The sequence below is a fragment of the Paenibacillus agaridevorans genome (genome assembly GCF_003112455.1).
Classification (GTDB): Bacteria; Bacillota; Bacilli; order Paenibacillales; family Paenibacillaceae; genus Pristimantibacillus; species Pristimantibacillus agaridevorans.
Genome location: NZ_BDQX01000085.1, coordinates 20,674 through 43,352, shown reverse-complemented (window position 1 = coordinate 43,352; position 22,679 = coordinate 20,674). Strand labels below are relative to the sequence as shown.

The following is a 22,679-nucleotide window of genomic DNA, read 5'->3' as shown; positions in this document are numbered from 1 at the left end:
GGGGGGGGGAGCCGGTAGAAGTCGCTCTGCCGGCGCTTGCAGGCGATGAGACCGGCTATGTCTACGCCGTTATCGGCGTTGCGGAGGGGAGCCGCAGCGTGGTCGCGACCGGTCCGGATGGAGAGCTGCCGGAAGGCGTTCGCGTAACCGCGCTGGAAATTCCGCGTTATGAAGCGGAGTACGCGCAGGGCGGCGAAGGCATGGCAGCCGAAGATAATCCGTTCGCTTCGGGCACAGGGGTCATGAAAGGCGAGGGCGGCAAGCTTGCGTTCGAATCCGTCATTGTACCGGAGACGGCTCCATATACGCTGCGGATCGCGGCAAGCAATCCATCGTCAAGCGAGATTGCCCTGCATGTGGAGACATCGGGCAGCAAGAAGGAGACCGTGCAGCTGCCGCCGACTGCCCGCAGCGAATACCCTGTTACGGAGCTCCGGCTGAAGTTGCGGAAAGGTGCCAATTCGATTACACTAAAGCCTGCCTCGGACGGGGTATCTATTGATTATATCGATATCGTGCGATAGCGGTAAAACAGACGCGTACAATCAGGAGCTGCCACAGCCGAAAGGGGTTCGAAGGGATGAGATCTGCGGGTTCAAAAAAAGATTGGCGAAGGCTTGCGGCATGTCTGCTTGCGGGAGGTTTGCTCGCGGGGACGTTGGCAGGCTGCGCGCGGAACGAGGCGCCTTCTCCGCAGCCCGAGCCCAAGCGCGACGTGATCCGCCTGGATTACTGGACCCCCTTCAGCGGCGGCGACAACCAGTTTATGACCGAGATGGTGGAGCAGTTCAACGCTCAGCAGGACGACATAGCGGTCGTGCAGACCAACACCAGGCTCGATGATTATTATTCGCGCCTCCGAACGGCGATACTGGCCGGCAATGCGCCCGATGTCGCCATCATTCATACGACGAGCATGCCGCAATTCGTCCAGAATGGTTATATCGAGAATTTGACGGAGTCGGCTCGGGAGGTCGGTCTTGACTGGAATGACTTCACCCCCCATATTCGCAAAGCAACGGAATATGACGGGAGCTCCTATGGCGTTCCGCTGGATACGCACGCGCTCGTTATGTATTACAATAAGTCGCATTTGCGCGCGGCCGGCGTCCTTGACGAAACGACCGGGAGGCCGGTCATCGATCCGGGACCCGAAGGCTTCGCGGCATTTCTGGAGCGAATTCGCTCTGCTGTAGCTTCCGATGTGGCGCCGCTTGCGATGCCGAGTACGCGGATCGATTCCGTCTGGTTCTGGTGGAGCTTGTACAATCAGATGGACGGAGGCGGGACGTTTTACAGCGAATCCGGCATGCAGGCCAGGTTCGACAACGCCAAGGCGCTGGAGGCGCTGGAGTACGTCAACCATCTATATGCAACGGGTTTAATTCCGCCCGATATCAACGATTCCTTTAAATTATTTCGCGATGGCAAGGCTGCCGTCATCATGCTCGGCATGTGGGGAACAGGAGCCTTCGAGCATGCGGAGTCACTTGATTTCGGCGTCGTGCCGCTCCCCGTTCTATACGATCATTCCGCGGCCTGGGGAGATTCGCATACGCTGGCGATTCCGACCAAACACGTCATGACGGAGGAAAAGCGCCGTGCGGCATTGACCTTCTCGAAGTGGATGGTCGAGCACGGCGAACTTTGGGCGCAGGCCGGTCATGTGCCCAGCATGACGAAGGTCGTGGAGAGCAAGGCGTTTACCGATCAGGAATATCGGGGCGATTATGCCGCCGTCGCCAATTATGTCGCTTATTGGCCGCGGCATGTAAAGCAATGGTCCGCGATCGAATTATTAATTCAGGAGTTCGAGAAGATGAACTACAAGCAGCAGACGCCCAAGCAGACGCTTGAGAATGCGGTTAGGAAGGTAAATGCACTGGCGAGCGGACATGGGGAGAATGCGGAATGATCCGGAAGCTGACGCAAGGATTCCGGAACCAGGAGCTGGCGCGCAAGCTGATCTGGATCAACTGTCTGCTCGTGCTTGTTCCGCTGGCCGCAATGGGACTTTATACATTCGGCAGCTTTGAGAAGGCGATGGAGAAAAACGTCGGCAGCTATCAACTGCAGACCGTCAAGCAGATTACGCTTAACATCGACACGTATATGAACGAATTAAACCGATTGACGCTGTCCCCCTACTCCAATAAGGATATCATGAGCTTTATCAGCTCGCGGCGGACGCTTGGACAGAGATTGGAATTGAAGGAGATCGAGGCGCTCAACCAATTCGTCTCGTCGATCTTTATCAATGGCCGAATCGATATAATGGGCATCTCGTTGTTCGGGGAGAAAGGGGCCTCGTACGTCGTACTCCCCGAGAGCCAATATGTGACGACGTATAAGCTGGATGAAAGCGCCGAGTGGCTCATGAAGGCCAAGGAGCGTTTCGGACAGCCGACCTTTATCACGACGCACGAGGTGCAGGCGACGAGCGGCATGTCGTATGAGGTGTTCTCGATCGCCCGCGAGCTTCGCAGCTTCGATACCGGCGAGACGCTGGGCTATATCGTGCTGGATATCGACCCGGCCTCCGTCCGCAAAATATTGCTGCAAGCCGACCCCGTCCGCAAGGAGTCCATGTATATCGTTGACGGAGGCGGCCAGCCGGTCATTACGCGGGACGAAGCGCCGGCAATCGCGGATCTCGGCTCCCCGCAAGGGGAAGGGATGCTTCATATTGACGGCGGAGATACGGAGAAGCTGCTTGTCGCATATGTAACCTCGGACGTAACGGGCTGGACGACGGTAAGCGCCGTTCCGGTCCGGGAGCTGATGAAGGACAGTCTTATCGTCCGCAATTCCATCGCGCTTGCGGGTTTTATCTGCATCGGACTGGCGATGCTGATCTCCGTCTTTCTCGCGTTCCGTATAACGCTGCCGCTGCGCAAGCTGAGCCGGTTGATGCGAAAGGTCGAGCAAGGCGAACTTAACGTCTCTTTCCCCGTCACGTCGGCCGACGAGGTCGGTCAGCTGGGGAGCACGTTTAATACGATGGTGTCCAAGCTGAGCGAGCTTGGTTATCTGCTCTACGAAACGGAGATAAGGGAGAAGGATGCCCAGATAGCCGCGCTGCAGAGCAAGATCAATCCGCACTTTCTGTACAATACTCTGGGCTCCATCAGCATGTACGCCGAGCTTGAGGGGAACCGGGAAATCGTAACGATGGCGAACAATCTCGGCAAGCTGCTGCGTTATAGCCTGAGCAGCCGGAGGGAAGCCGTCACTTTGCAAGACGAGCTTGTGCACGTCAAAGGATATATGAGTATACAGAAGATCCGATACGAGGAGCGCATCGCGTTTGAGACCGACATCGACGAAGGGGCGCTTGGCTGCAAGGTCATTCCGCTCATTATTCAGCCCATCGTCGAAAATGCGATTAACCACGGCATCGACAAGGGTGTAGGCGAAGGCCGGATCAAAGTATCCGGACGCGAAGCGGAGGGCGTGCTGACGATCGTCGTGGAGGACGACGGCATCGGCTTCGGCACGGAGGAGCTGCAGATGCTGCGCGAGCGGCTCAAGCATTCCAAGGATCTCGGAGGCAAGACGGGCAATGGACTGTTGAACGTGCATCGGCGAATCGAACTGCATTATGGCGAACCTTACGGTCTGGCCTTGGAGAGCATGCCGTATCAAGGGCTTCGGGTTATTATGACGCTCCCTGCCATGACGGACGGCGGAGAGTAATAGATCAGCGGGGGAGGATGGACGAATGCCTAAAATCGTTGTAGTGGATGACGAGGCGATATTCCGGCGGGGACTCCGGGCGATGATCGCTTCGTGGGACTCCGAATGGGAGGTTGTCGGCGACGCGAAGGATGGCTACGAGGCGCTTGAGCTGCTTCAGCAGCTCACGCCGGACGTGCTGCTGACGGACATTCGGATGCCCAAGATGGACGGTCTCCAACTGCAGACGATCGCAAGGGAACGGTTCCCGAAGCTGCAATGCGTCGTCATCAGCGGATATGAGGACTTCTCGTACCTGCAGCAATCCATGCGCAGCGGCGCCAAGGATTACATCATGAAGCCGGTGGAGCGCGAAGAGCTGACGCGCGTGTTGGATAAGTTGAAGGAGGAGCTGCGTACGAGGGGAGCATCGCCGGCTCCGGAAGCGCCAAAGGACGACCGCCAGCTTCGTCAGCAGGCTTCGGACGGCTTGTCCGCCGGCATCATGCGCGGCAGCTTGCATCAACAGGATCTGGACTTGCTGAGTCAACTGGGCATCGAGCTGTCCGAACCTTATTTCAATTGCCTGGTCATCAAGCTCGACAAAGAATCGGTTGCGCGGGAGCGGTATACGCAATCCGATCCGTCGCTGTTCCAGCTCTACATTCAACAGTTCGTACAGGAAATTCTGGATCACCGCATGCCGGGATTCAGCTTCGTGTTCTCGGAGTCGGAGGTTGCGGCGCTCGTAAACATGCCGGATACGAATATGGATGCTCTTCTGGAACTCGCCGAATCCATCCGAAGACAGATCAAGTCACTCTCTAATCTGACCGTAACGATCGGCATCGGACGTCCGGTAAAGGGGTTCGAGTCCATGACCGTGCCGTTCCGCGAGGCGGGGATCGCCTTGCTGTACCGTCTCGTCGTGGGAGGAGACAAGGTGATCGATTACCGCAACGCGGCGCAAAATCATCTCCTCAAGGCGGAGGTGAAGAAGTGGTCCTGGGAGTCGCTTGATAAGGCGATCCACGAAGGGCGGCGAGACGAAGCCGAACGATTGGCGGAGCTGACCATTGGCGAGCTGTGCGCCAAAGCGGGGACGCCGGAGCTTGTGCACCAACAAATATGCAAGCTGCTTATCCAGTGCTATGAGCTGTCGGAAGAGCTTGGCCTGACTCGGGATTGGCTTGGCGAAAAGGATATCCGGACGCTGCTCGTCGAGATCTGTTCGATCTCATCCAGCACGGAGCTGATCGAGGTATGCCGGACGCTGCTGGGCAGTTTGACGTCGGGAATCGCGGAAGGAAGCAAGCCGACGGAGCGTGATCCCATCCAACTGGCGGAGAGGTACCTGGAGAAACATTATCACGAGCCGCTGGCGCTTAAGGATCTCGCCGACAAGGTGTTTTTAAATGCGGCCTACTTCAGTACGCTGTACAAGCAACGTACCGGCAAGACATTCGTCGAGCGGCTGACCGAGCTTCGCGTGGAGGAAGCGAAGAGGCGGCTGGCATCGACGGACGAGAAGATACTCGGCATCGCGGAGATGACGGGTTTCTCGAATATTCGCCACTTCAACCGCGTCTTCAAGAACGAAGCGGGCGTCACGCCCAAGGAGTATCGGGAAGAGGTGCGGAGCAGGCGATAGGCGCGAACTCTCGTCTACTGTGCCGTGTAGCCGCCGTCGATGACAACGGCCTGGCCGGTGATGCCGCGGGCCAGGTCGCTGCCCAGATACCATGCATATTCGGCTACCTCGGCTATATCGATCAGCCGGCGTTGCGGCACGAGAGGCAAGATCGCGCTCTCCAGCGCCGACTCGGGCGTGATGCCGTGCAGCCTCGCTACATCGGCCAACTGGTTGCGAACAAGCACGGTATCCACATAGCCCGGACAAAGCGCATTGACGGTAATGCCGCAGGGAGCTGTCTCCAACGCGACGGCTTTGGTCAGGCCGATGACGCCATGCTTGGCGCTGTTGTAGGCGGCTTTGCCCGCGAAGCCGATCAATCCGTTGATGGACGAAATATTGATAATACGACCAAAACGTCGCTTCTTCATGCCTGGAACAACTTGTTTGATCAGCATAAACGGAGCGGTTAGCATAATGGCAACCATTCGTTCGAACGTCGCAGTCGGGAAATCTTCCACCTGGGATACAAACTGCATGCCCGCATTGTTGATCAGAATATCAATGCCGCCCCATGTTTGCTGAACTTGTTCGATAACGTTCGTGATCTCGCTTTCGGATGTTACATCCAGAGGCAAGCCAAGAGAATGCCATCCGGCTTCGCGCCATTCGGCCGCCGCTTGTTTAACGGCAAGACCGTCACGGTCGGTTAACACAACCCTGGCGCCTGCCTCGGCGAAGCGGCGTCCTATAGCGAGGCCAATGCCGCCGGCCGCTCCCGTCACCAATACGATGCGACTTTGATTGTGAAGTCCTTTTTCCAAGAAAATCCCCCTCCGATTAATAAGCGTCTATAACGAGATGGTCCGACACCACCAGATGAGGTTCGGTTGCCGCCTGGATATCGTCAACAGAAAAACCAGCCGCCGCTTCGACGAGAACGAGCCCTTGCGGAGTTATATCCATGACGGCGCGATCCGTAATGATGCGATGGACCACGCCCTTTCCGGTAAGCGGAAGCGTGCAACGATGCAGAATTTTGGGTTTGCCGTCCTTACTGACATGATCCATCATGACAACAATCCTCTTGGCTCCATGAACAAGATCCATGGCCCCGCCCATGCCTTTGACTATTTTTCCCGGGATCATCCAGTTTGCCAAATCTCCGGTTTCGGACACTTCCATGCCGCCGAGTATGGCCAGATCGATATGTCCTCCCCGAATCATGCCAAACGATTCGGCGCTGTCGAAAAAAGAGGCGCCCGGCAGGGCTGTCACGGTTTCTTTGCCGGCATTGATCAAATCGGGATCAACCTCTCCTGGCAAGGGGTAAGGACCGATTCCGATAAGCCCGTTCTCGGATTGAAGCGATACACGTTTTCCGTCGGAGATGAGATTGGCTACCAAAGTAGGCATGCCGATGCCCAGGTTGACATAAAATCCATCGGCGATTTCCTTTTCGGCGCGCAGCGCCATCTTGTTGCGTGTGTTTGTTTGGGTCATAAAGAGCGCCCTCCTTCGGGATGCGACACGGTTAATTTCTCGATCCGCTTCTGCTGTTTGCCAATGATAAGTCCCTGTACATAAATGCCGGGGGTATGCACATGCTCGGGATCCAGGTAGCCGTCGTCCAGCAGCGATTCCGTTTCCGCAATAGTGACCCTGCCTGCGGCCGCCATCAACGGATTGAAGTTGCGGGCCGTTCGATTGTAGGCAAGATTGCCTGCCCGATCGGCTATGGCAGAGCGGATCAGGCTGAAGTCCGCAGTCAAGGACTCCTCCAGCAAATAAGCTTTGCCGCCGAACACTCGCTGTTCGCGTCCTTCTTCCAGCGGCGTACCGATTCCGGCAGGCGTATAGAAAGCGGGAATGCCTGCTCCGCCGGCCCGGATTTTCTCGGCCAGCGTGCCTTGGGGCAGCAACTGGACCTCCACTTCTCCCGACAAGGCTTGACGCTCGAATTCTTTGTTTTCTCCGACGTAGGAGGCCACGATTCGGGAGATTTGCCGATTGCGCAGCAGAATTCCCAGCCCCCAGTCGTCGACGCCGCAATTGTTCGAGATGACGGTCAGGTTTTTGACGCCGCGCTCGGCAAGAGCTGAGATTAAATTTTCGGGAATGCCGACAAGTCCGAATCCGCCGACCATCAAAGTAGCTCCATCATGAATATCGGCAACGGCCTCTGCAAACGAGGTCCATACTTTCTTCCGCATCATCGTTGTTCAACTCCCCGCTCCAAAATGATGGCAATGCCTTGGCCGCCTCCGACGCATAACGCCGCCATGCCGTAACGAGCTTCCCGGCGAGCCATCTCATGCAGCAGCGTCACGACGATGCGCGCACCGCTGGCGCCGATGGGATGACCCAGCGCGATTGCGCCGCCGCCCACGTTTAGTCGGCTGTCGTCCAGCCCGAAATGTTTTGCGAATACCAAAGCTTGCGAAGCAAACGCCTCGTTGGCCTCAATGACATTAATATCGGACATAGAGAGACCGGCCTTAGCCAATGCCATTTCGGCGGCCGGAATGGGTCCAAGCCCCATGAAGGCCGGATCTACACCTACAACGGCGCAGGATCGGATGGTGGCTAACGGCGTCAAATTGTGCGCCTCGGCTTCCCGGCGGCTTGCTAACACAAGAGCGGCAGCGCCATCGTTGATGCCGGAGGCGTTGCCGGCTGTCACCTTTCCGCCCTTCGCAAACGCCGGACGGAGCTTCGACAGGGCATCCATCGTCGTATCGGAACGAATGTATTCGTCATGATTGGCTATGAGAGCGGGGCCCCGGCTCTGGGGTATTTCTATCGGTATGATTTCTTCCCGGAAGCGGCCGGCCGCCACCGCCGATGCGGCCTTCATCTGACTGCGATGCGCGTAACGGTCCAATTCCTCGCGCTCCAGACTATAGGCCTCGCAAATATTTTCTGCGGTTATCCCCATGTGGACATCGTTCTGAGCGCACCATAATCCGTCGACAATCATGCTGTCCTTGATCATCCGGTCGCCCATCGGAAGACCGGAGCGGGAATTTTGCAGCAAGTGGGGGGAGCGGCTCATATTCTCCATGCCGCCTGCAAGGAGAATTCCGCCTTCGCCGCTTCGAATCGAACGATAGGCCAGTTGTACCGCCATCAATCCCGAACCGCACACCTGATTGACCGTTGTAGCGGGCACGCTGACGGGGAGTCCCGCTTTGAGCGCCGCTTGTCTGGCCGGATTCTGGCCCAGTCCCGCTTGCAGCACGTTGCCCATAAACACCTCCTGTACGTCGGAAGCGGAAATACCTGACCGTTCGATTGCCGGAGCAATGACGGCCGCTCCCAGATCGACAGCGCTTATATCTTTGAACTGACCGTTAAATTTGCCAATGGCAGTTCTGACAGCGCTTACAATGATAACTTCCTGTTCTTTCATGCCAGCCTCACTCTCCCTTTCCATTTACCCTGAACTTCGACTCTTCCGATGGTTTTAATTGTAAAGAAGACTTATTTATATGTAAAATAGATATAATTCATATCTTTAATTACAAAATAGAATAAATGGTGAGGGCGATGGCATATGGATCTTCCATATTTACGTTATTTTATTGAAGTGGCGGAGCAAGGGAGCTTTTCCAGGTCGGCCGAGAGTCTGCATATCTCGCAGCCTGCGTTAAGCAAGGCGATCAAGAATATGGAAGAGGAGCTAGGCGTGGTATTGTTCAACCGCTCGACGCGGCATCTGCAGTTAACGGATGATGGGGATGTTTTTTTACGATACGCTCGGGCGATGCTTGCCATGTCCCGTGATCTGCAGTCGTCACTAAACGAAGGGAAACAATTGAAGAGAGGAAATATTTCGTTTGGGCTGCCGCCCGTTATCGGAGCAAGCTTGTTCCCCGCTATCATTGCTGACTTTCGTCGAACCTACCCACGCGTCCGGCTTCAGCTTCTGGAGGAAGGCGGAAAGGTGGTGGAACAGCAAATTCGGGAGGCGAAGCTGGATCTTGGCGCCGTTGTGCTGCCTGTAGACGAGTCGCTGTTCGACGCCTTTCCTTTGGCCAAGGAACGTCTATCGCTTATCGTACATGCGGACCATCCTCTGGCGAGGCAACGTTTGGTTCGGTTATCGGAGCTTCGGGAGGAGCCGTTTATTTTGTTCAAGGAGGGTTTCTCCTTGTACGACCGCGTTCGGGACGCCTGTATTCGAGAGGGCTTTGAGCCTGATATTGTTTTCGAAAGCTCGCAGTGGGATTTTATCGGCGAGATGGTAGGCGCAGGGCTCGGAGTTGCCTTTCTTCCGCCTACCGTGGCTAAGAAACTCGTTACGGAAAACGTGAGCGTTATTGCAGAGACGGACCCGCCAATCGCGTGGGATTTGGCGATCATCTGGAGTCGACAGCATTATTTGTCCCACGCCTCCAGAGCATGGCTGCAGCATATTCGCGAGTGGAACGAAAAAACGAACCGTCGGAAGTCTTAATCTTTAAGATGGAGTGCTCTTGTATCTACATGGACAATTGTTAGTTGGATTGCGGATGAGGCTCATTCGAACATAGGATTGATAAGTAATGTGCATGTGCCGTCTAATTGGCGTCTATGTCTTGTTTTAAACAATGTAACTACAATGAACTTATTGCTTAATTGATATTCTTGGAGGTGCTTCCGTTGAAGGGAGTTGCAATTCTGTGGAAAGACAAGGTGCGCAATGGTTCAATTACGGTTACACATGGGGACATTGAGAGTGGACGTTTCATTTACGGCCAAGGCACTTATGATTCTATTAATCAAACCTTTCAAATGGATGTCGCGAGTAGACTAGAGCTGCAAGTCAGCAATGAGAGTATTCAGTTGGGCGCCCACTCGACCATCCTATCGATCAGGACGGATCAGCATGCCTTTAGCTTTTACTTGAGAGACGTGACTAAAGCCTATCCAATCTATATAAAGGAATACGAAGTCATCATTACGGTATCCGAGAACGCTAGCGATTATGAACAAATCGTCAAGACTGTCCATAACCAGGGGATGCAGACGAATCTTGAACGGCTGGAGGACGAGCCAGAAGAGAGCTACGAAACGGCGGCGAATGCCACTCGCCCCCTAATGACTCCCGTATGGCTGGGATTGTCTAGAGATATACGTATTTTCGAGTCGGATTATCGGGGGGGCGGCGAAAGCGACATCGATCGTATGTGGGATAACATCCGGCCGCGAAATGCGGGTGAGCGGGTGTATCTGGAGGAGACCAGCGGGACAGGCGTTCAATATAGCTACTTATTGGGGAGAGGCTTGGGTTGCGAGCATCGGTTGACTCGCAGACTCCATAATGGCATTTTTCCGATCGTTGAGGCTGTCATACAAGATCAAGACATCCGCTATGAGAATACAGCATTCGTTTCCTTTGAGAGAAGCCCATTATCGGTGTCGACCCTTAAGGGGACTCCGTATTTAAAGGCAGATCAGTATGGTGTTGGATATATGTTTACGCCGGAGCAGCGTGCGGAATATGAAGGGCTTATAGAATTAGAGCCGCCTTCGGAAGAGGAGGCTGTCTATTATTCGAGGACCGTTGCAACGAATCAGGCACGCGTTCCAAGGTATGCGTGGTTCAAAAATCCATTTGTGGTTAATATCGAGCGAACGTTTGATGGCGAGGCTGGGCTTGGCATGTTTAGCTCTGACCGTGTATTTGTTGTATCCAAGATCAATGGCCGTCCGATGCCGCAGGAGGAAGTGGCCATATTGCTAAGTCCAGGCGAATCGGCGGTCTACGAATTTTATATCCCGCATCAGCCCATTAGTCGCAGCCGGGCCAAGCAGCTTGGATTACAGGACTTTACGATAAAACATCGGGAATGTGTCGATTTCTGGGCAGCCAAGCTGCAGAATACGATGGAGATTAAGCTCCCGGAGCGGCGGATTCAAGAGATGATGCAGGCGGGATTTATGCATCTGGATCTGATTAGCTATGGATTGGAGCCGGAGGGGCCCTTAGTGCCGATGATTGGTGTATATACGGGAATAGGGTCCGAAAGCTCTCCTATCATTCAATATTTCGATTCCGTTGGGGCACATACGAATGCGGAACGGGCGCTTCAATTTTTTCTGGATAAGCAGCACGAAAGTGGTTTCATTCAAAATTTTGGAGGCTATATGCTGGAGACTGGTGCTGCACTTTGGAGTATGGGCGAGCATTACCGCTATACCAGGGATGAAGCATGGGTGGATAAAATAAAGCCGAAGCTCATCAAAGCTTATCATTTCCTGATGGATTGGCGTAATCGGAATCTGCGCGAGGAGCTGAGGGGAAGGGGCTATGGGATGCTGGAAGGGAAAACAGCGGATCCCGAGGATCACTTCCGTTCTTATATGCTTAATGGCTTTGCTTTTGTAGGCTTAAAGCGTTTAGCCGAGATGCTGTTATTGAGCGATAAGGCGCTGTCTGAGCAAATTCTTGAGGATGCCGATGCAATGAAGCAGGACATCCGTGTATCGCTGAAGGAGGCCATAGCTCGATCGCCGGTTATTCCGCTTGGCGATGGGAGCTGGATCCCGACATGTCCGCCTTGGGCGGAGTATACGGGACCGCTGGCGTTGTATGCAGACGGAGGGAGCTGGGGCACGCATGGATCTATTGCTGCCCGAGACTCCTTGCTAGGACCGTTATATTTGGTCATTCAGGAAGTGCTTGAGCCCGATGAACAGGAGACGTCATTTCTATTGCAGTTCCATAATGAATTATTTTGTTTACGCAATGTGGCATTAAGTCAGCCTTATTATAGCATTCACCCATGGATCCATCTTAAGCGTGGAGAGACGAAGGCGTTTCTCAAGACATTTTATAATGGCTTGGCTAGTTTGGCTGATCGGGAAATCTATACTTTCTGGGAGCACTTTTGGCATGCGAGTCCGCATAAGACTCACGAAGAAGGATGGTTTCTTATGCAGTGCCGGTGGATGCTCTATATGGAGGAAGGGCAGACCTTAAAGCTGCTTCCGGGTATTCCGAGGGCATGGATGGAGCATGGGAAGACGATTTCTCTGCATCGAGCTGCCAGTTATTTTGGTCCATTCTCCATGGTGATTGAATCCAATATCCAAAACGGCAGTATGACGGCTACGATTGAGTTTTATTCCGATCGACTCCCTGAAACGGTTGAAATACGTTTGCCGCATCCGCAAGGGAAACAGGCATGGCGTGCGAGCAACGGCAGCTATAATCCGGACAGGGAATCGGTTGTCATTGCGGTATCGAGTTCGATTACACAGGTTATACTTGAATTCTAGTGTCCATTCAGGTGTCCCTTCCTCTCTTGGAGGAGGGGACCTTTGCTTTATTTGCGGCTATCTTCGCTTTCGATTCTGAGATAGACAATTGTTCGTTCCAACATGGACAATCATTAGCTGTGATGACAGATCAAAGAGCGAGGCATGAAATACAGATGATTTGTTCATGCAAGCTCTAAGCAGCGTTCATGTTCGAATGGAAGCGTTTTATTTATACTTTGGTTACAGACAAAATAAAAGCAAGCGTGGTGAATTTCTATTGGCAAAACTTATACAAATGATGGACCGAAGCAGCGGCGTACTGCGAAATCCGAAAAATCGATTGCTGAAGGAGATTATTAGACATAAGTACTTCTATATTCTTCTGACCCCTGTTGTGATCTACTTTGCTGTATTTGCTTATGCTCCTATGTACGGTGTCGTTCTTGCCTTTAAGGATTTTAATTACGCCAAAGGGATTATGGGCAGTCCCTGGAACAACTTCGAGAATTTCAGGGCCGTTCTGGGCAATCCCGATTTTATTGGAGCTTTCCGAAACACGGTCTTAATCAGTTTGGGTCGACTGGTCATCGAATTCCCGGTTCCCATTATTCTGGCCTTGTTGCTGAATGAAATATCCAAAAGCAAGCTGAAACGGATTTTCCAAACCGTGTTTACTTTTCCGCATTTCATAAGCTGGGTTGTCTTAAGCGGTATTATTATCGGTATCTTCAGTGATCAAGGTTTATGGAATCAACTCCTTGTTACATTTGGATTGGAGAAAAAATCAGTATTAACCGATCCTAACAGCTTTACAGCGATGATATTCCTCTCAAGTATATGGAAGGAGGCCGGGTGGTCATCCATTTTGTATTTGGCGACAATCGCTAGTATAAACCCCGAGCTGTATGAGGCAGCCTCCATAGACGGCGCGAACAGGTTCCAGCAGATGAAGGCGATTACGTGGCCGGTTGTAAAGACGACAGCGGCGATCCTGCTCATCCTGGCCGTGGGGAATCTAATGAACGGCGGATTCGATCAGATCTTTAATCTCTATAACCCTATCGTTTATAGCCATGTGGATATTATAGATACCTTTGTTTATCGAAGCGCCTTCCTGGATTCGACCGGATTCGGATTTTCAACGACGGTGGGAGTGTTGAAGTCAGTCATAAATTTTGCCTTTTTGTTTGGAGCTAATTATATCGTCAAGGTCGTTTGGAAAGAGGAGGGATTGTAGGTGAAGCGCAGATTTAGTGTCATTGATGTATCCATTACCCTATTCCTCGGACTCGGCGCTGTTCTTGCTTTATTTCCTTTTTACCAGACGCTTATGTTATCCTTTTCCACCATTAGCGATTTTGGAGGCGGCAAGGTATTTCTATTGCCGAAGCAGTTTGATCTTTCTTCTTATAAGTACTTGTTTATGGAAGGCAAAGTGACGAGAGGGCTGTTTATATCGGTCATTGTAACGGTACTGGGAACTGCGGTGAGCTTGATCGTTACGACGACAGGGGCCTATGCATTATCCAAAAAAACATTGCCAGGGAGAAACTTTGTCTTTAATGCGATCATTGTTACGATGTTTTTCTCAGGCGGACTAATCCCTACGTATTTGCTTCTTCAAAAGCTTCACATGCAAAATAATTTGCTAGTCATGATTCTTCCCGTAGCTGTTAACGCTTTTAACCTAATTCTTATGAAAAACTTTTTTAATGGCATCTCGCCTGAGCTGGAAGAGTCCGCCAAGATGGACGGCGCGAATGACATCTTGATTTTAATGCGAATTGTGGTCCCGGTGTCATTGCCCATTATTTTTACAATGATGTTGTTCTACGCAGTTGAACGCTGGAATGAGTGGTGGCTGCCTATGCTGTTCCTCAATGATTCGAAGCTGTATCCCCTTCAGCTTGTGTTAAGAAATGCGATTGCCAATGTCAATCAAATCCTTAATAATACGGCCGGAGCACAGCTTGCGGCAGGTATTAAAAATATCTATGGCGACTCTGTTAAATCCGCGATGATCATTATCTCTGCCGTACCTATTATCGTGGTGTATCCATTTATCCAGAAGTACTTCGCCTCTGGCATCATGATCGGTTCTATCAAAGGTTAATACTAGCGAAAGCTATTATTATACAGGATTATAAGAAAAAAAAGGGAGGATCCACAATGAAAAGGCAGCTTATTAAATCGTCTGTATTGCTAAGCTTGTTGCTAGTGCTTGTTGTTTCAGCTTGTAGTAATAACGGGAACCAACCAGCGGCATCAACTGACCCAACAGCCAGCAACAATGAGTCTGGTGAAACTGCAGCTCCCACGTCAGATCCCAATGCGGAAAAGATCGAGCTTACCGTTTCAACCTGGAATATTCAAGAAGGCTTTGACGATCCAGGCGCAAAAAACGACACGATTGCCAACAACATGCAGGAAAAGTTTAATTTGACGCTTAAACCGGTTCAGGTAACCTGGGATGATTGGACTGAGAAATATAAAATTTGGGCCACTTCCAATCAGTTGCCTGACATGTTCGTCAATAATTTGGTAACGGATGACCCCGGTCTTTATGTGACGTGGGCGGAGCAAGGTATTATAAAACCGCTTCCTGAGGATATGAGCAAATACCCAAATCTGGCCAAGATCTTGGAACTTCCTTCTGTACAGCCGTTGAAACTAGACGGGAAATATTACATGATTCCAAGGCTGACCTATGATAACTCAGATGATTGGGTGTTGGACAGACCCATTAGATATCGCAAGGATTGGGCTGCCGAGGCAGGATATACATCCGATCCCAAGAGCTTCGACGAATTTGTGGCTATGACCAAGGCCGTATTGGCCAAGCATCCTAACGCTGTAGGTTTGGCTGTAAATAACAATCAGACTTTACTTACCCACTTCCTGGGCAGCTACCCTGAGATGGCCAATATTAAATCTTGGGTGAAAGAAGACAACAGGTGGATACCTTCTTATGCCTCATCGAAGGTGAATCAAGGCGTGCAGGAGCTTAGATCCTTATATGAGCAAGGAATTCTGGATAAGGATTTCGCAATTCAGAAGGTTGGCGATGGTCCGAATAAGTTCTTGAATGGGCAGGCATTCGCCGTATATGGCGGCGGTATCAGCCTTGATCTGCTGAATCAGTTCGAGAAAGCGAATCCCGGAGTGACTGCGGCAGAAGGTATCGGACTTATGTCCATGTGGCCGGCAGCAGATGGAAAAAAATATACCTTTGCGGAAACACCATACTGGTCGGAAATGTTCTTTAGAGCGGATCTGGATGATGCCAAATTCGACCGCGCCTTGCAACTGATCGATTATATGGCATCCGAGGAATTTGCCGTGCTCGTCAAAAACGGGATTGAAGGCGTAGATTTTAAGATGGAGAATGGCAAAGCGGTTTCCTTGCTCACGCAAGATGAATCATTAGCTAAAAAATATCCGATTATTAACGTGATCTCCTATTTGGGAGCATGGAATCAAGGATTCATTTATTCCGGCAAACAAACGTTAAATACAAATCCTACGATGGCCGCATACGAGCAATTGCAAATCGATACGTTTAACAAATTAAAAGCAGAGGGTACGCCCATCCCTATTAACTTTGATGTGCTGCTGCTATCCACTCCTGCCAAAGACGCCATTGGCGGATTAACGGCTACGGCTATGGATGATCTGTACAAGGTCATTCTGGGCAAAGAAGATGCGGTTACGATGTGGCAGAATGCGGTTAAGAGTTATGATGCAAAGGGGCTTCAAGAAGCCATTACCGAGGTAAACGCTAAAGCGGCAGAGCTAGGGATCAACTAAGAGTAAGGGGATGCAGTCGAGATCATAATGCTGCATCCCCCTTTCTATAAGAAGGAGAATCATCATGCGTATAGGTGTCATTGGATACGGTCTTAGAATTCAGAACATCGTGGAATACTTGCTGGCTTCCAACGAGGATGTAAAACTGGCAGCCATTACGGATATCAACTGGAGTAAAGTTGGTGCACAGCTTGCGGAAAAAGGGAGAGACATTGCAGCCATTGCGATGTATTCGGATGCGGATGAAATGTTGGACAAGGAGCAACTGGATGGCGTATTAATCGGAACGAGATGCTCCCTGCACACGGTAATGGCGAAGAAGGTATTGCTTCGTAATTTGCCCTTGTACCTGGAGAAGCCCGTAGCCACGACGATGGTTGATCTGCTTTCGCTCAAAGAATCCGCCGAACGCTCTGCGAGCGAGGTCATTGTTTCCTTCCCATTAAGAAATACGGCACTTGTTAGAACGGCGAAAGAAATCGTGGATTCAGGCAAGCTAGGAACGATCGAGCATGTGCAAGCGATCAATAATGTGCCCTATGGCGGCGTCTACTTCCATGATTGGTATAGAGACGAGAAGGAAACGGGAGGGTTGTTCCTTCAGAAGTCTACGCACGACTTTGACTATATCAACCACCTGCTCGGCATTAAGCCGGTCGCGATTTGCGCGATGAAATCCAAGCAGATTTTTAAGGGCACTAAGCCTGCAGGGTTATATTGCAAAGACTGCGAGGAATACAAGAGCTGTCCGGAAAGCCCTTATGTGCTTAAGCATTTCAAGTCCGAGCCAGATATGTACATTCAGGGGGAGATGTGCTCATTCGCCACGGACACGGGCAATGAGGATTCCGGCAGTGCGATCATTCAGTATGAAACCGGCATGCATGTGAGCTATTCTCAGAACTTTTTTGCCAGAAAAGGCGCAGAGGCAAGAGGAGCCAGACTGTTGGGCTACAAGGGCACTTTAGAATTTGATTTCTATACGGAGGCTATCAAAGTCTATATGCATAACACGCCTAGGGTCGAAACGTATCAATTGGACTCCTCGCAGATGTCCCATGGGGGTGGTGATGCCATTCTTGTCCATAACTTTATCCAGGTTATGAAAGGAGAGGAGAAGTCGGGAACCCCGTTAAAAGATGGGCTCCTAAGCGCCTTAATGTGTTTAAAAGCGACCCATTCATCAGAAACACATACCTTTAAGACAATAGCATGGGAATAACTATTGGGAGGTTGCAAGATGAGAGGTTTAAAGTGGATTAGAATAAGGAAAGATCTCGCCGGATTTCTTTCATTTTCGCTGCTTGCATTATCACTAGGAAGTATCCAGCCGACGTATGCTGCAGATGAGGATTTGCCCATAGGCAATACGATAGAAAGTAATGCTCTGGTCGTGGAACTGGATCCGAATTATCCCCAAGTTATTACGTACACCCTAAAAGACAACAATGGTTTTATCGAGGGAAGCGAACCACAGGCTAACGTTTCAGATTATCGAATATCGATCAACGATGTCGATTATGCAGCGTCAGTTACGTTTGCTGTAGAGTCAGCCAATAGCGCGGAATATATCGTTACGGTCAATGACGTGGATCTTGATGGAGCGGGTCCGTTAACAATGAGAGCGGTTACGTTAAAATATCTCTTCATGGTTGAAGGGACGACGTTGACCAAGAAAATCACGGAAATTACCGGTGATGATGCAAGCGCTCCGTTCCGTGTGCAATTAAAGTATCCGATTATGAGTGTCAATGATGCCACTATGGCTGACACTGGAGTTGCAGTATCCAATATAGGCGGAGTTCAATCGCCTACCTTGGGCTATACCTATAATCAAACAAGTGACTTTATATGGACATTGCAGGATATGTACGATGCGTATATCGTTTATAATTCTGATTTATTTAGGGATAGGCATTTTATGGAGCAGGTTGCTTACGCATTTGTATGGAACGATAAAGCTGTTGGAGGCGTCTATACGCCGAGCTCTTTTGATCGTCCTTATACGATGCGGCTTCGTTATAATGACAATGCCGCAAAGACGGCGGATATTTATGATGGCGTTTATTATCACAGATTGGTTGATGGCCATCGTCCACAGAATGAGAGTGAATTAGGAGTACTGAATGAGGTATGGTATGAAAGTCAAATTCATATAGGCCAGGACAGCAACAACAATGGTCAAGTGGATTGGCAGGATGGTGCTCTATGGATCAGAGAGCAGATTCCGCAAATGCCTGAGGTATTAAGAGAATTCTTTAATGGTGGAAACTGGCATCAGACGCATGGAGCATTTCCGGGTCCAGGCGGGTTATCCTCCACCTTTAAGGGCTTTACAGTAGTGAATAGCAGCTTGGATCATTTGGAGGAAGCTCAAAGACAAACCTTTAATATGACGGATGGGGTTGGGAAGCAATCCTATGAATATGTCGGTTGGAATGGCCGGGGACATGATTATGGCTGGCCTAGTATAAATGAGATTTATTACAATCCGGCACTGGGAACGGATGCCAAGATGGCTGAAGCCAAATCAGCTATGGAAGTCTATGGCGGAGACTTATCTTTCCACGTGAATATGACGGATATGACGACGAATAGTAATGCCTATTTGAGAGGGAATACTCCGCATATTTATGGAAATGCGGAAATAGCAACAGACGGCTTACAATATGGTACTACTGTATTTGGTTGGGATGCATACCAGATTAGCCATTATGCGGATGTGAAGGCGGGTTATCCATTTAACCGCCAGGATGATTTTGTAGATCGTTTCTGGTCGCCGCTAATTATCTATCAGGATGTCATGATCGATTATCCTAAGGGTGAGTATGGGAAGGCGGAAGAACGTTATGCCAAAAAGAGAGAAATTGATCATTGGGCGGCTCTTGGTACTTACGCAGCTACTGAATATTACGATGCTGAGAAGCGGCTTAATGGGGGATATATCTTTAAGGTAGAAAATCGTGCACCGGCCGTGCTTGATAGCTTTATCAATGCAGGGAAAACGGTATTCCACTCTACGCGTACCTATCAAACTCAGCCGCAGGATTATATTTGGGGTACGATATACAGTGATACAGAAAGAAATGGAAATGTGAATATTGGATATGACCAAAACCGAAGTGCAATTGCACTTACGAAGATGACATTTTTGTACAGCTTGCTTAACGGTTATTTAGCTCAATATGGGATTCAAGAATATGAGGATACGGAAACCCGTACCTATACACGTTGGGGAGATAACGTCATCTACGAGTATGACAAAGCAACCCAAAAGATTACAGTGACTAATGATGATGTTGTTATAGCAAGAGGTACCGATCGCTTTATTCCAGCGTTTGATGGCACGGATCGTATATTTGTTTATGGTGTAGAGGCGGGTCATGCCAATACGTGGAAACTTCCTGAAGGCTGGGGCAGCTACAGTACGCTTGATTTATTTGAATTGACCTCGGAAGGAAGAAGCTACGTAGATACGATTTATGTGAATAGTGGTCAGGTAACGCTTAACACGAAAGCATTAACAGGTTATGTTCTTGTACCATCTAATAACAATAATCGTGAGGTCATTCATGGTACAAATCTTAGTCTGCATGCCAAGGTTACGGCATCATCGCATACGGAGGATGGATATAATAGCACAACTCAATCGTATACAGGTACTGAGTTTAGAACCATTACGAATGAAAACGCTCCTGACGGAGACTGGACTACCGTTCTTAAGGACATGACATCTACAATGATTGATAGTCAAGGGACGATTACCTATCAAGCAGTAGTATTAGGAGCCTTCACAGCAGATGGTGTTCAAAGCAGTTATTGGACTCCCAATATTAACACTTCAGTAGGCAGTGTTGATTTGGCAGATGGTGAAGCCTGGGTGGAGTATGATCTAGGCGAGTACTCGCCGATCAACAAATTCGTTATCCAGGAAGTAGGGGCGGATGGCGACAAAGTAACCTCCTTCCGAATCGATTATTTCTCAGCGCCATGGGGTAAATTCCTGCCGCTGTATAGTGGTACGAATATTCCACTAACTGTCATAGAAACGGATACTGTTTTTACGAATAAAATTAGGCTTGTCATTACTGGAGCGGAATCAAATTCACCGAAAATTAGCGAGTTTGAGATCTATGGCGCCGAGCAGTACACAAGGGATTTTAACGATAATCTTGAGGATGATTTGCAAATTGTGAAAGGTAATCAGCTCTCGCAGTTAGTTGTTTCCAATGGGGAACTACAGATTCAGGGTGGGGAGTTTCTAGCTATTGACAACAACTCTCCAATGGTTGAGGACGGCATTTACTCCTTTAAGATGAAGTTTACGGGCTCAGGGGGAGCAGGCGCAGTTCTCCGCTATGCCTCTCCGGAATCGTACACATGGATCGGCTTTCAGTCCGGTGGCGCTGTCAGGATGCGAACATTTAATGAAGATTTGGAAGAATGGGTTGAGCGGTCATTTTCTGCGTCAAATACGGGGGATGGCGAGTGGCATCAGATCGATATCGAATACATCGATCAGAATGTATGGATTAGGATCGATAACATTGATGTGTATTATGGAGAATTAACACATCCGGGCCAAGAGCAGCCAATCCTTGCAGGTAAAACCGGCTTTACGGTTTGGGGAGATGCAGAAGCTGCCTTTGATAATGCTTCTATATCCATTTCAAATCCGGAGTCTAACCCTGTATCAGCTATAGAGGCTCAGGCTATCATAGGTTCGACAACTGGAAGCACAGCTATTCAAGCAGCCGTTGATGCAGGAAATCGTCTGGTGCTCAAACTGTCTGAACGCAGCATGAGCGTGCCTAATGCAGGCGATCTTGCACCTGTGGGAGCAGGGATTACTGACCCTTATCTATCGGGAACGGATATTAGCGATGTAAGTGCAGGTGTGTATGTAGGGGTCTATGAAGTGGATAGCAGCAACCAGGTGGCAGGTTTTAAGCTGCTGCAGCTTACAAAAGAAAATATTAAAGCCGCACCGGTTCCTGCTAAGGAATTGTCTGCCACGGTGTCTCAGGGCAATGCCGTCCAGACGAGCAAGGTAGAAGCTGTTGCAAGGTTGGGCAATCAGCTTGTTATTCAACTGTCTTCTGATAGCATAGTCGTACCGTACATTGGCGATTTAGCGCCTGCAGGAGCTGGAGTCATACAATCGTATACATCAGGTGCAGACATAAGCGGAGTAAGCGCAGGTCAATATATAGGCGTTTATGAAGTAAATAGCAGTAATCAGGTGCTTGGCTTTAAGCTTCTACAGCTGACAATCGACGATATAAAGCCGACCCCGGCACCGGAATTAGCTGCGACAGTAGCGCAGGGAAGTGCAATGGGAACAAGTCGTTTCAACGCTGTAGTCGCAGCGGGCAATAAGCTGGTCATTCAATTTTCATTTCATCCGATTGTTACACCTTTCATAGGCAATCCTGCACCGATAGGAGCAGGAGTAACGAATCCGTATACGTCAGGCGCCAATCTATTTGGTGTTAGTGCAGGGATGTATGTAGGTGTCTATGAAGTAGATAACAATAATCAGGTGCTTGGCTTTAAGCTGCTGCAGTTGGCAGAAGGGGATATTAGGACGACACCAGAGCCGACAGCTACGCCATGTCCGACATCGACACCAGGGCCAACAGCAATACCAAGGCCAACAGCAACACCAGGGCCGACACCGACGCCAACCCCGACATCAACAGCTACGGTGCCAACAACACCGACGCTAACAGCAACACCAACGCATGCACAGTCGTTTAGTGATGTGGCAGGTCATTGGGCAGAGGCAGGCATACAAGATGCGATTAACCGTGGAATCGTGACGGGCTATTCGGATCGTACGTTTAAACCGAAGCAGCAGGTGACCCGTACAGAATTTACTGTCATGCTTATGCGCGGATTAAAGCTTGAGTCACAGGGTACAAGCATATTCTTCTCAGATGCAAGCGCTATTGCAGCATGGGCGGAGCAAGCCATTACCCAGGCTGTTGAGGCTGGACTCATCTCGGGTTATGAGGACAATACCTTCCGTCCGAATGCCATTATGACACGATTGGAGATGGCGGTAATCGCAGCCAAAGCATTGGGCTTATCGCTCGAGGCCGTGTCGACAATGGGGTTTGCAGATGATCAGGATATTCCGGCTTGGGGTAAGGCAGCTGTTGCAGCTGCCAAACAGGCCGGAATTATGAAAGGACAGTTAGACAATAGGTTTAATCCCAACGGATTAGCGACCAGAGCAGAAGCATTGACCGTCATACTCCGATTACTGGACGCTCAAGTGGAGTAACAGAATGGAGCCACCCTGAATGTGATT

The 22,679-nt window shown here is 50.4% G+C and carries 15 protein-coding genes; 11 read left to right on the top strand and 4 right to left on the bottom strand.

All coding sequences use genetic code 11. From position 1 onward, the window contains the following. From PAT3040_RS09145 to PAT3040_RS09130, 4 genes are all read left to right on the top strand, one after another. Positions 1–524: carbohydrate-binding protein (locus PAT3040_RS09145; protein WP_146200390.1), on the top strand; the 524-nt coding region annotated here is incomplete at its 5' end. A 56-nt stretch (positions 525–580) separates the two neighbouring features. Beyond that, positions 581–1,915, top strand: coding sequence for an ABC transporter substrate-binding protein (locus tag PAT3040_RS09140; RefSeq protein ID WP_108992373.1), 1,335 nt, complete (start codon positions 581–583; stop codon positions 1,913–1,915). Next, positions 1,912–3,696 carry a cache domain-containing sensor histidine kinase gene (locus PAT3040_RS09135; protein WP_108992372.1) on the top strand — a complete coding sequence of 595 codons (1,785 nt, stop codon included), beginning with the start codon at positions 1,912–1,914 and terminating at the stop codon, positions 3,694–3,696. The genes PAT3040_RS09140 and PAT3040_RS09135 overlap by 4 nt, the downstream gene beginning before the upstream one ends. A gap of 25 nt (positions 3,697–3,721) precedes the next feature. Further along, entirely contained in the window at positions 3,722–5,326 is a 1,605-nt protein-coding gene (locus PAT3040_RS09130; RefSeq protein ID WP_108992371.1) for a response regulator, read from the top strand. A gap of 14 nt (positions 5,327–5,340) precedes the next feature. Here the strand turns inward: PAT3040_RS09130 and PAT3040_RS09125 are convergent, their stop codons facing one another. Genes PAT3040_RS09125 through PAT3040_RS09110 form a run of 4 tightly spaced genes read right to left on the bottom strand, consistent with a single transcriptional unit; the run spans position 5,341 to position 8,720 of the window. Next, a complete protein-coding gene (locus tag PAT3040_RS09125) occupies positions 5,341–6,132 on the bottom strand; it encodes a 3-hydroxybutyrate dehydrogenase (protein ID WP_108992370.1) in 792 nt (263 codons plus the stop codon). Between the two features lie 16 nt (positions 6,133–6,148). Beyond that, the gene (locus PAT3040_RS09120) at positions 6,149–6,811 is read right to left on the bottom strand and encodes a CoA transferase subunit B (protein ID WP_108992369.1); all 663 of its coding nucleotides are present in this window, start codon (positions 6,809–6,811) and stop codon (positions 6,149–6,151) included. Further along, positions 6,808–7,524 (bottom strand): CoA transferase subunit A, encoded by a 717-nt coding sequence (locus PAT3040_RS09115; RefSeq protein WP_258234907.1) that lies wholly within the window; start codon positions 7,522–7,524, stop codon positions 6,808–6,810. Before PAT3040_RS09115 ends, PAT3040_RS09120 begins: the two co-directional genes overlap by 4 nt. Continuing rightward, positions 7,521–8,720: an acetyl-CoA C-acetyltransferase gene (locus PAT3040_RS09110; RefSeq protein ID WP_108992368.1), complete on the bottom strand. Its 1,200-nt coding sequence runs from the start codon at positions 8,718–8,720 to the stop codon at positions 7,521–7,523. Before PAT3040_RS09110 ends, PAT3040_RS09115 begins: the two co-directional genes overlap by 4 nt. A 144-nt stretch (positions 8,721–8,864) precedes the next feature. Between PAT3040_RS09110 and PAT3040_RS09105 the strand changes: the two genes are divergently transcribed. The 7 genes from PAT3040_RS09105 (at position 8,865) to PAT3040_RS09075 (ending at position 22,652) form a co-directional block, all read left to right on the top strand. After that, complete coding sequence (locus PAT3040_RS09105) at positions 8,865–9,767, top strand: LysR family transcriptional regulator (RefSeq protein WP_108992367.1); 903 nt, start codon at positions 8,865–8,867, stop codon at positions 9,765–9,767. A 185-nt stretch (positions 9,768–9,952) separates the two neighbouring features. Then, a complete protein-coding gene (locus tag PAT3040_RS09100) occupies positions 9,953–12,574 on the top strand; it encodes a glucosidase family protein (protein ID WP_108992366.1) in 2,622 nt (873 codons plus the stop codon). A 259-nt stretch (positions 12,575–12,833) separates the two neighbouring features. Beyond that, on the top strand, positions 12,834–13,793 hold the full coding sequence (locus PAT3040_RS09095; protein WP_258234906.1) for an ABC transporter permease: 960 nt from the start codon (positions 12,834–12,836) through the stop codon (positions 13,791–13,793). Then, complete coding sequence (locus PAT3040_RS09090) at positions 13,794–14,669, top strand: carbohydrate ABC transporter permease (protein WP_087571833.1); 876 nt, start codon at positions 13,794–13,796, stop codon at positions 14,667–14,669. 56 nt (positions 14,670–14,725) lie between these two features. Then, complete coding sequence (locus PAT3040_RS09085; RefSeq protein ID WP_108992365.1) at positions 14,726–16,363, top strand: type 2 periplasmic-binding domain-containing protein; 1,638 nt, start codon at positions 14,726–14,728, stop codon at positions 16,361–16,363. Positions 16,364–16,427: 64 nt separating this feature from the next. After that, positions 16,428–17,585 carry a Gfo/Idh/MocA family protein gene (locus PAT3040_RS09080; RefSeq protein ID WP_108992364.1) on the top strand — a complete coding sequence of 386 codons (1,158 nt, stop codon included), beginning with the start codon at positions 16,428–16,430 and terminating at the stop codon, positions 17,583–17,585. Between the two features lie 18 nt (positions 17,586–17,603). Beyond that, the gene (locus PAT3040_RS09075; protein ID WP_108992363.1) at positions 17,604–22,652 is read left to right on the top strand and encodes an S-layer homology domain-containing protein; all 5,049 of its coding nucleotides are present in this window, start codon (positions 17,604–17,606) and stop codon (positions 22,650–22,652) included. Positions 22,653–22,679: the final 27 nt, after the last annotated feature.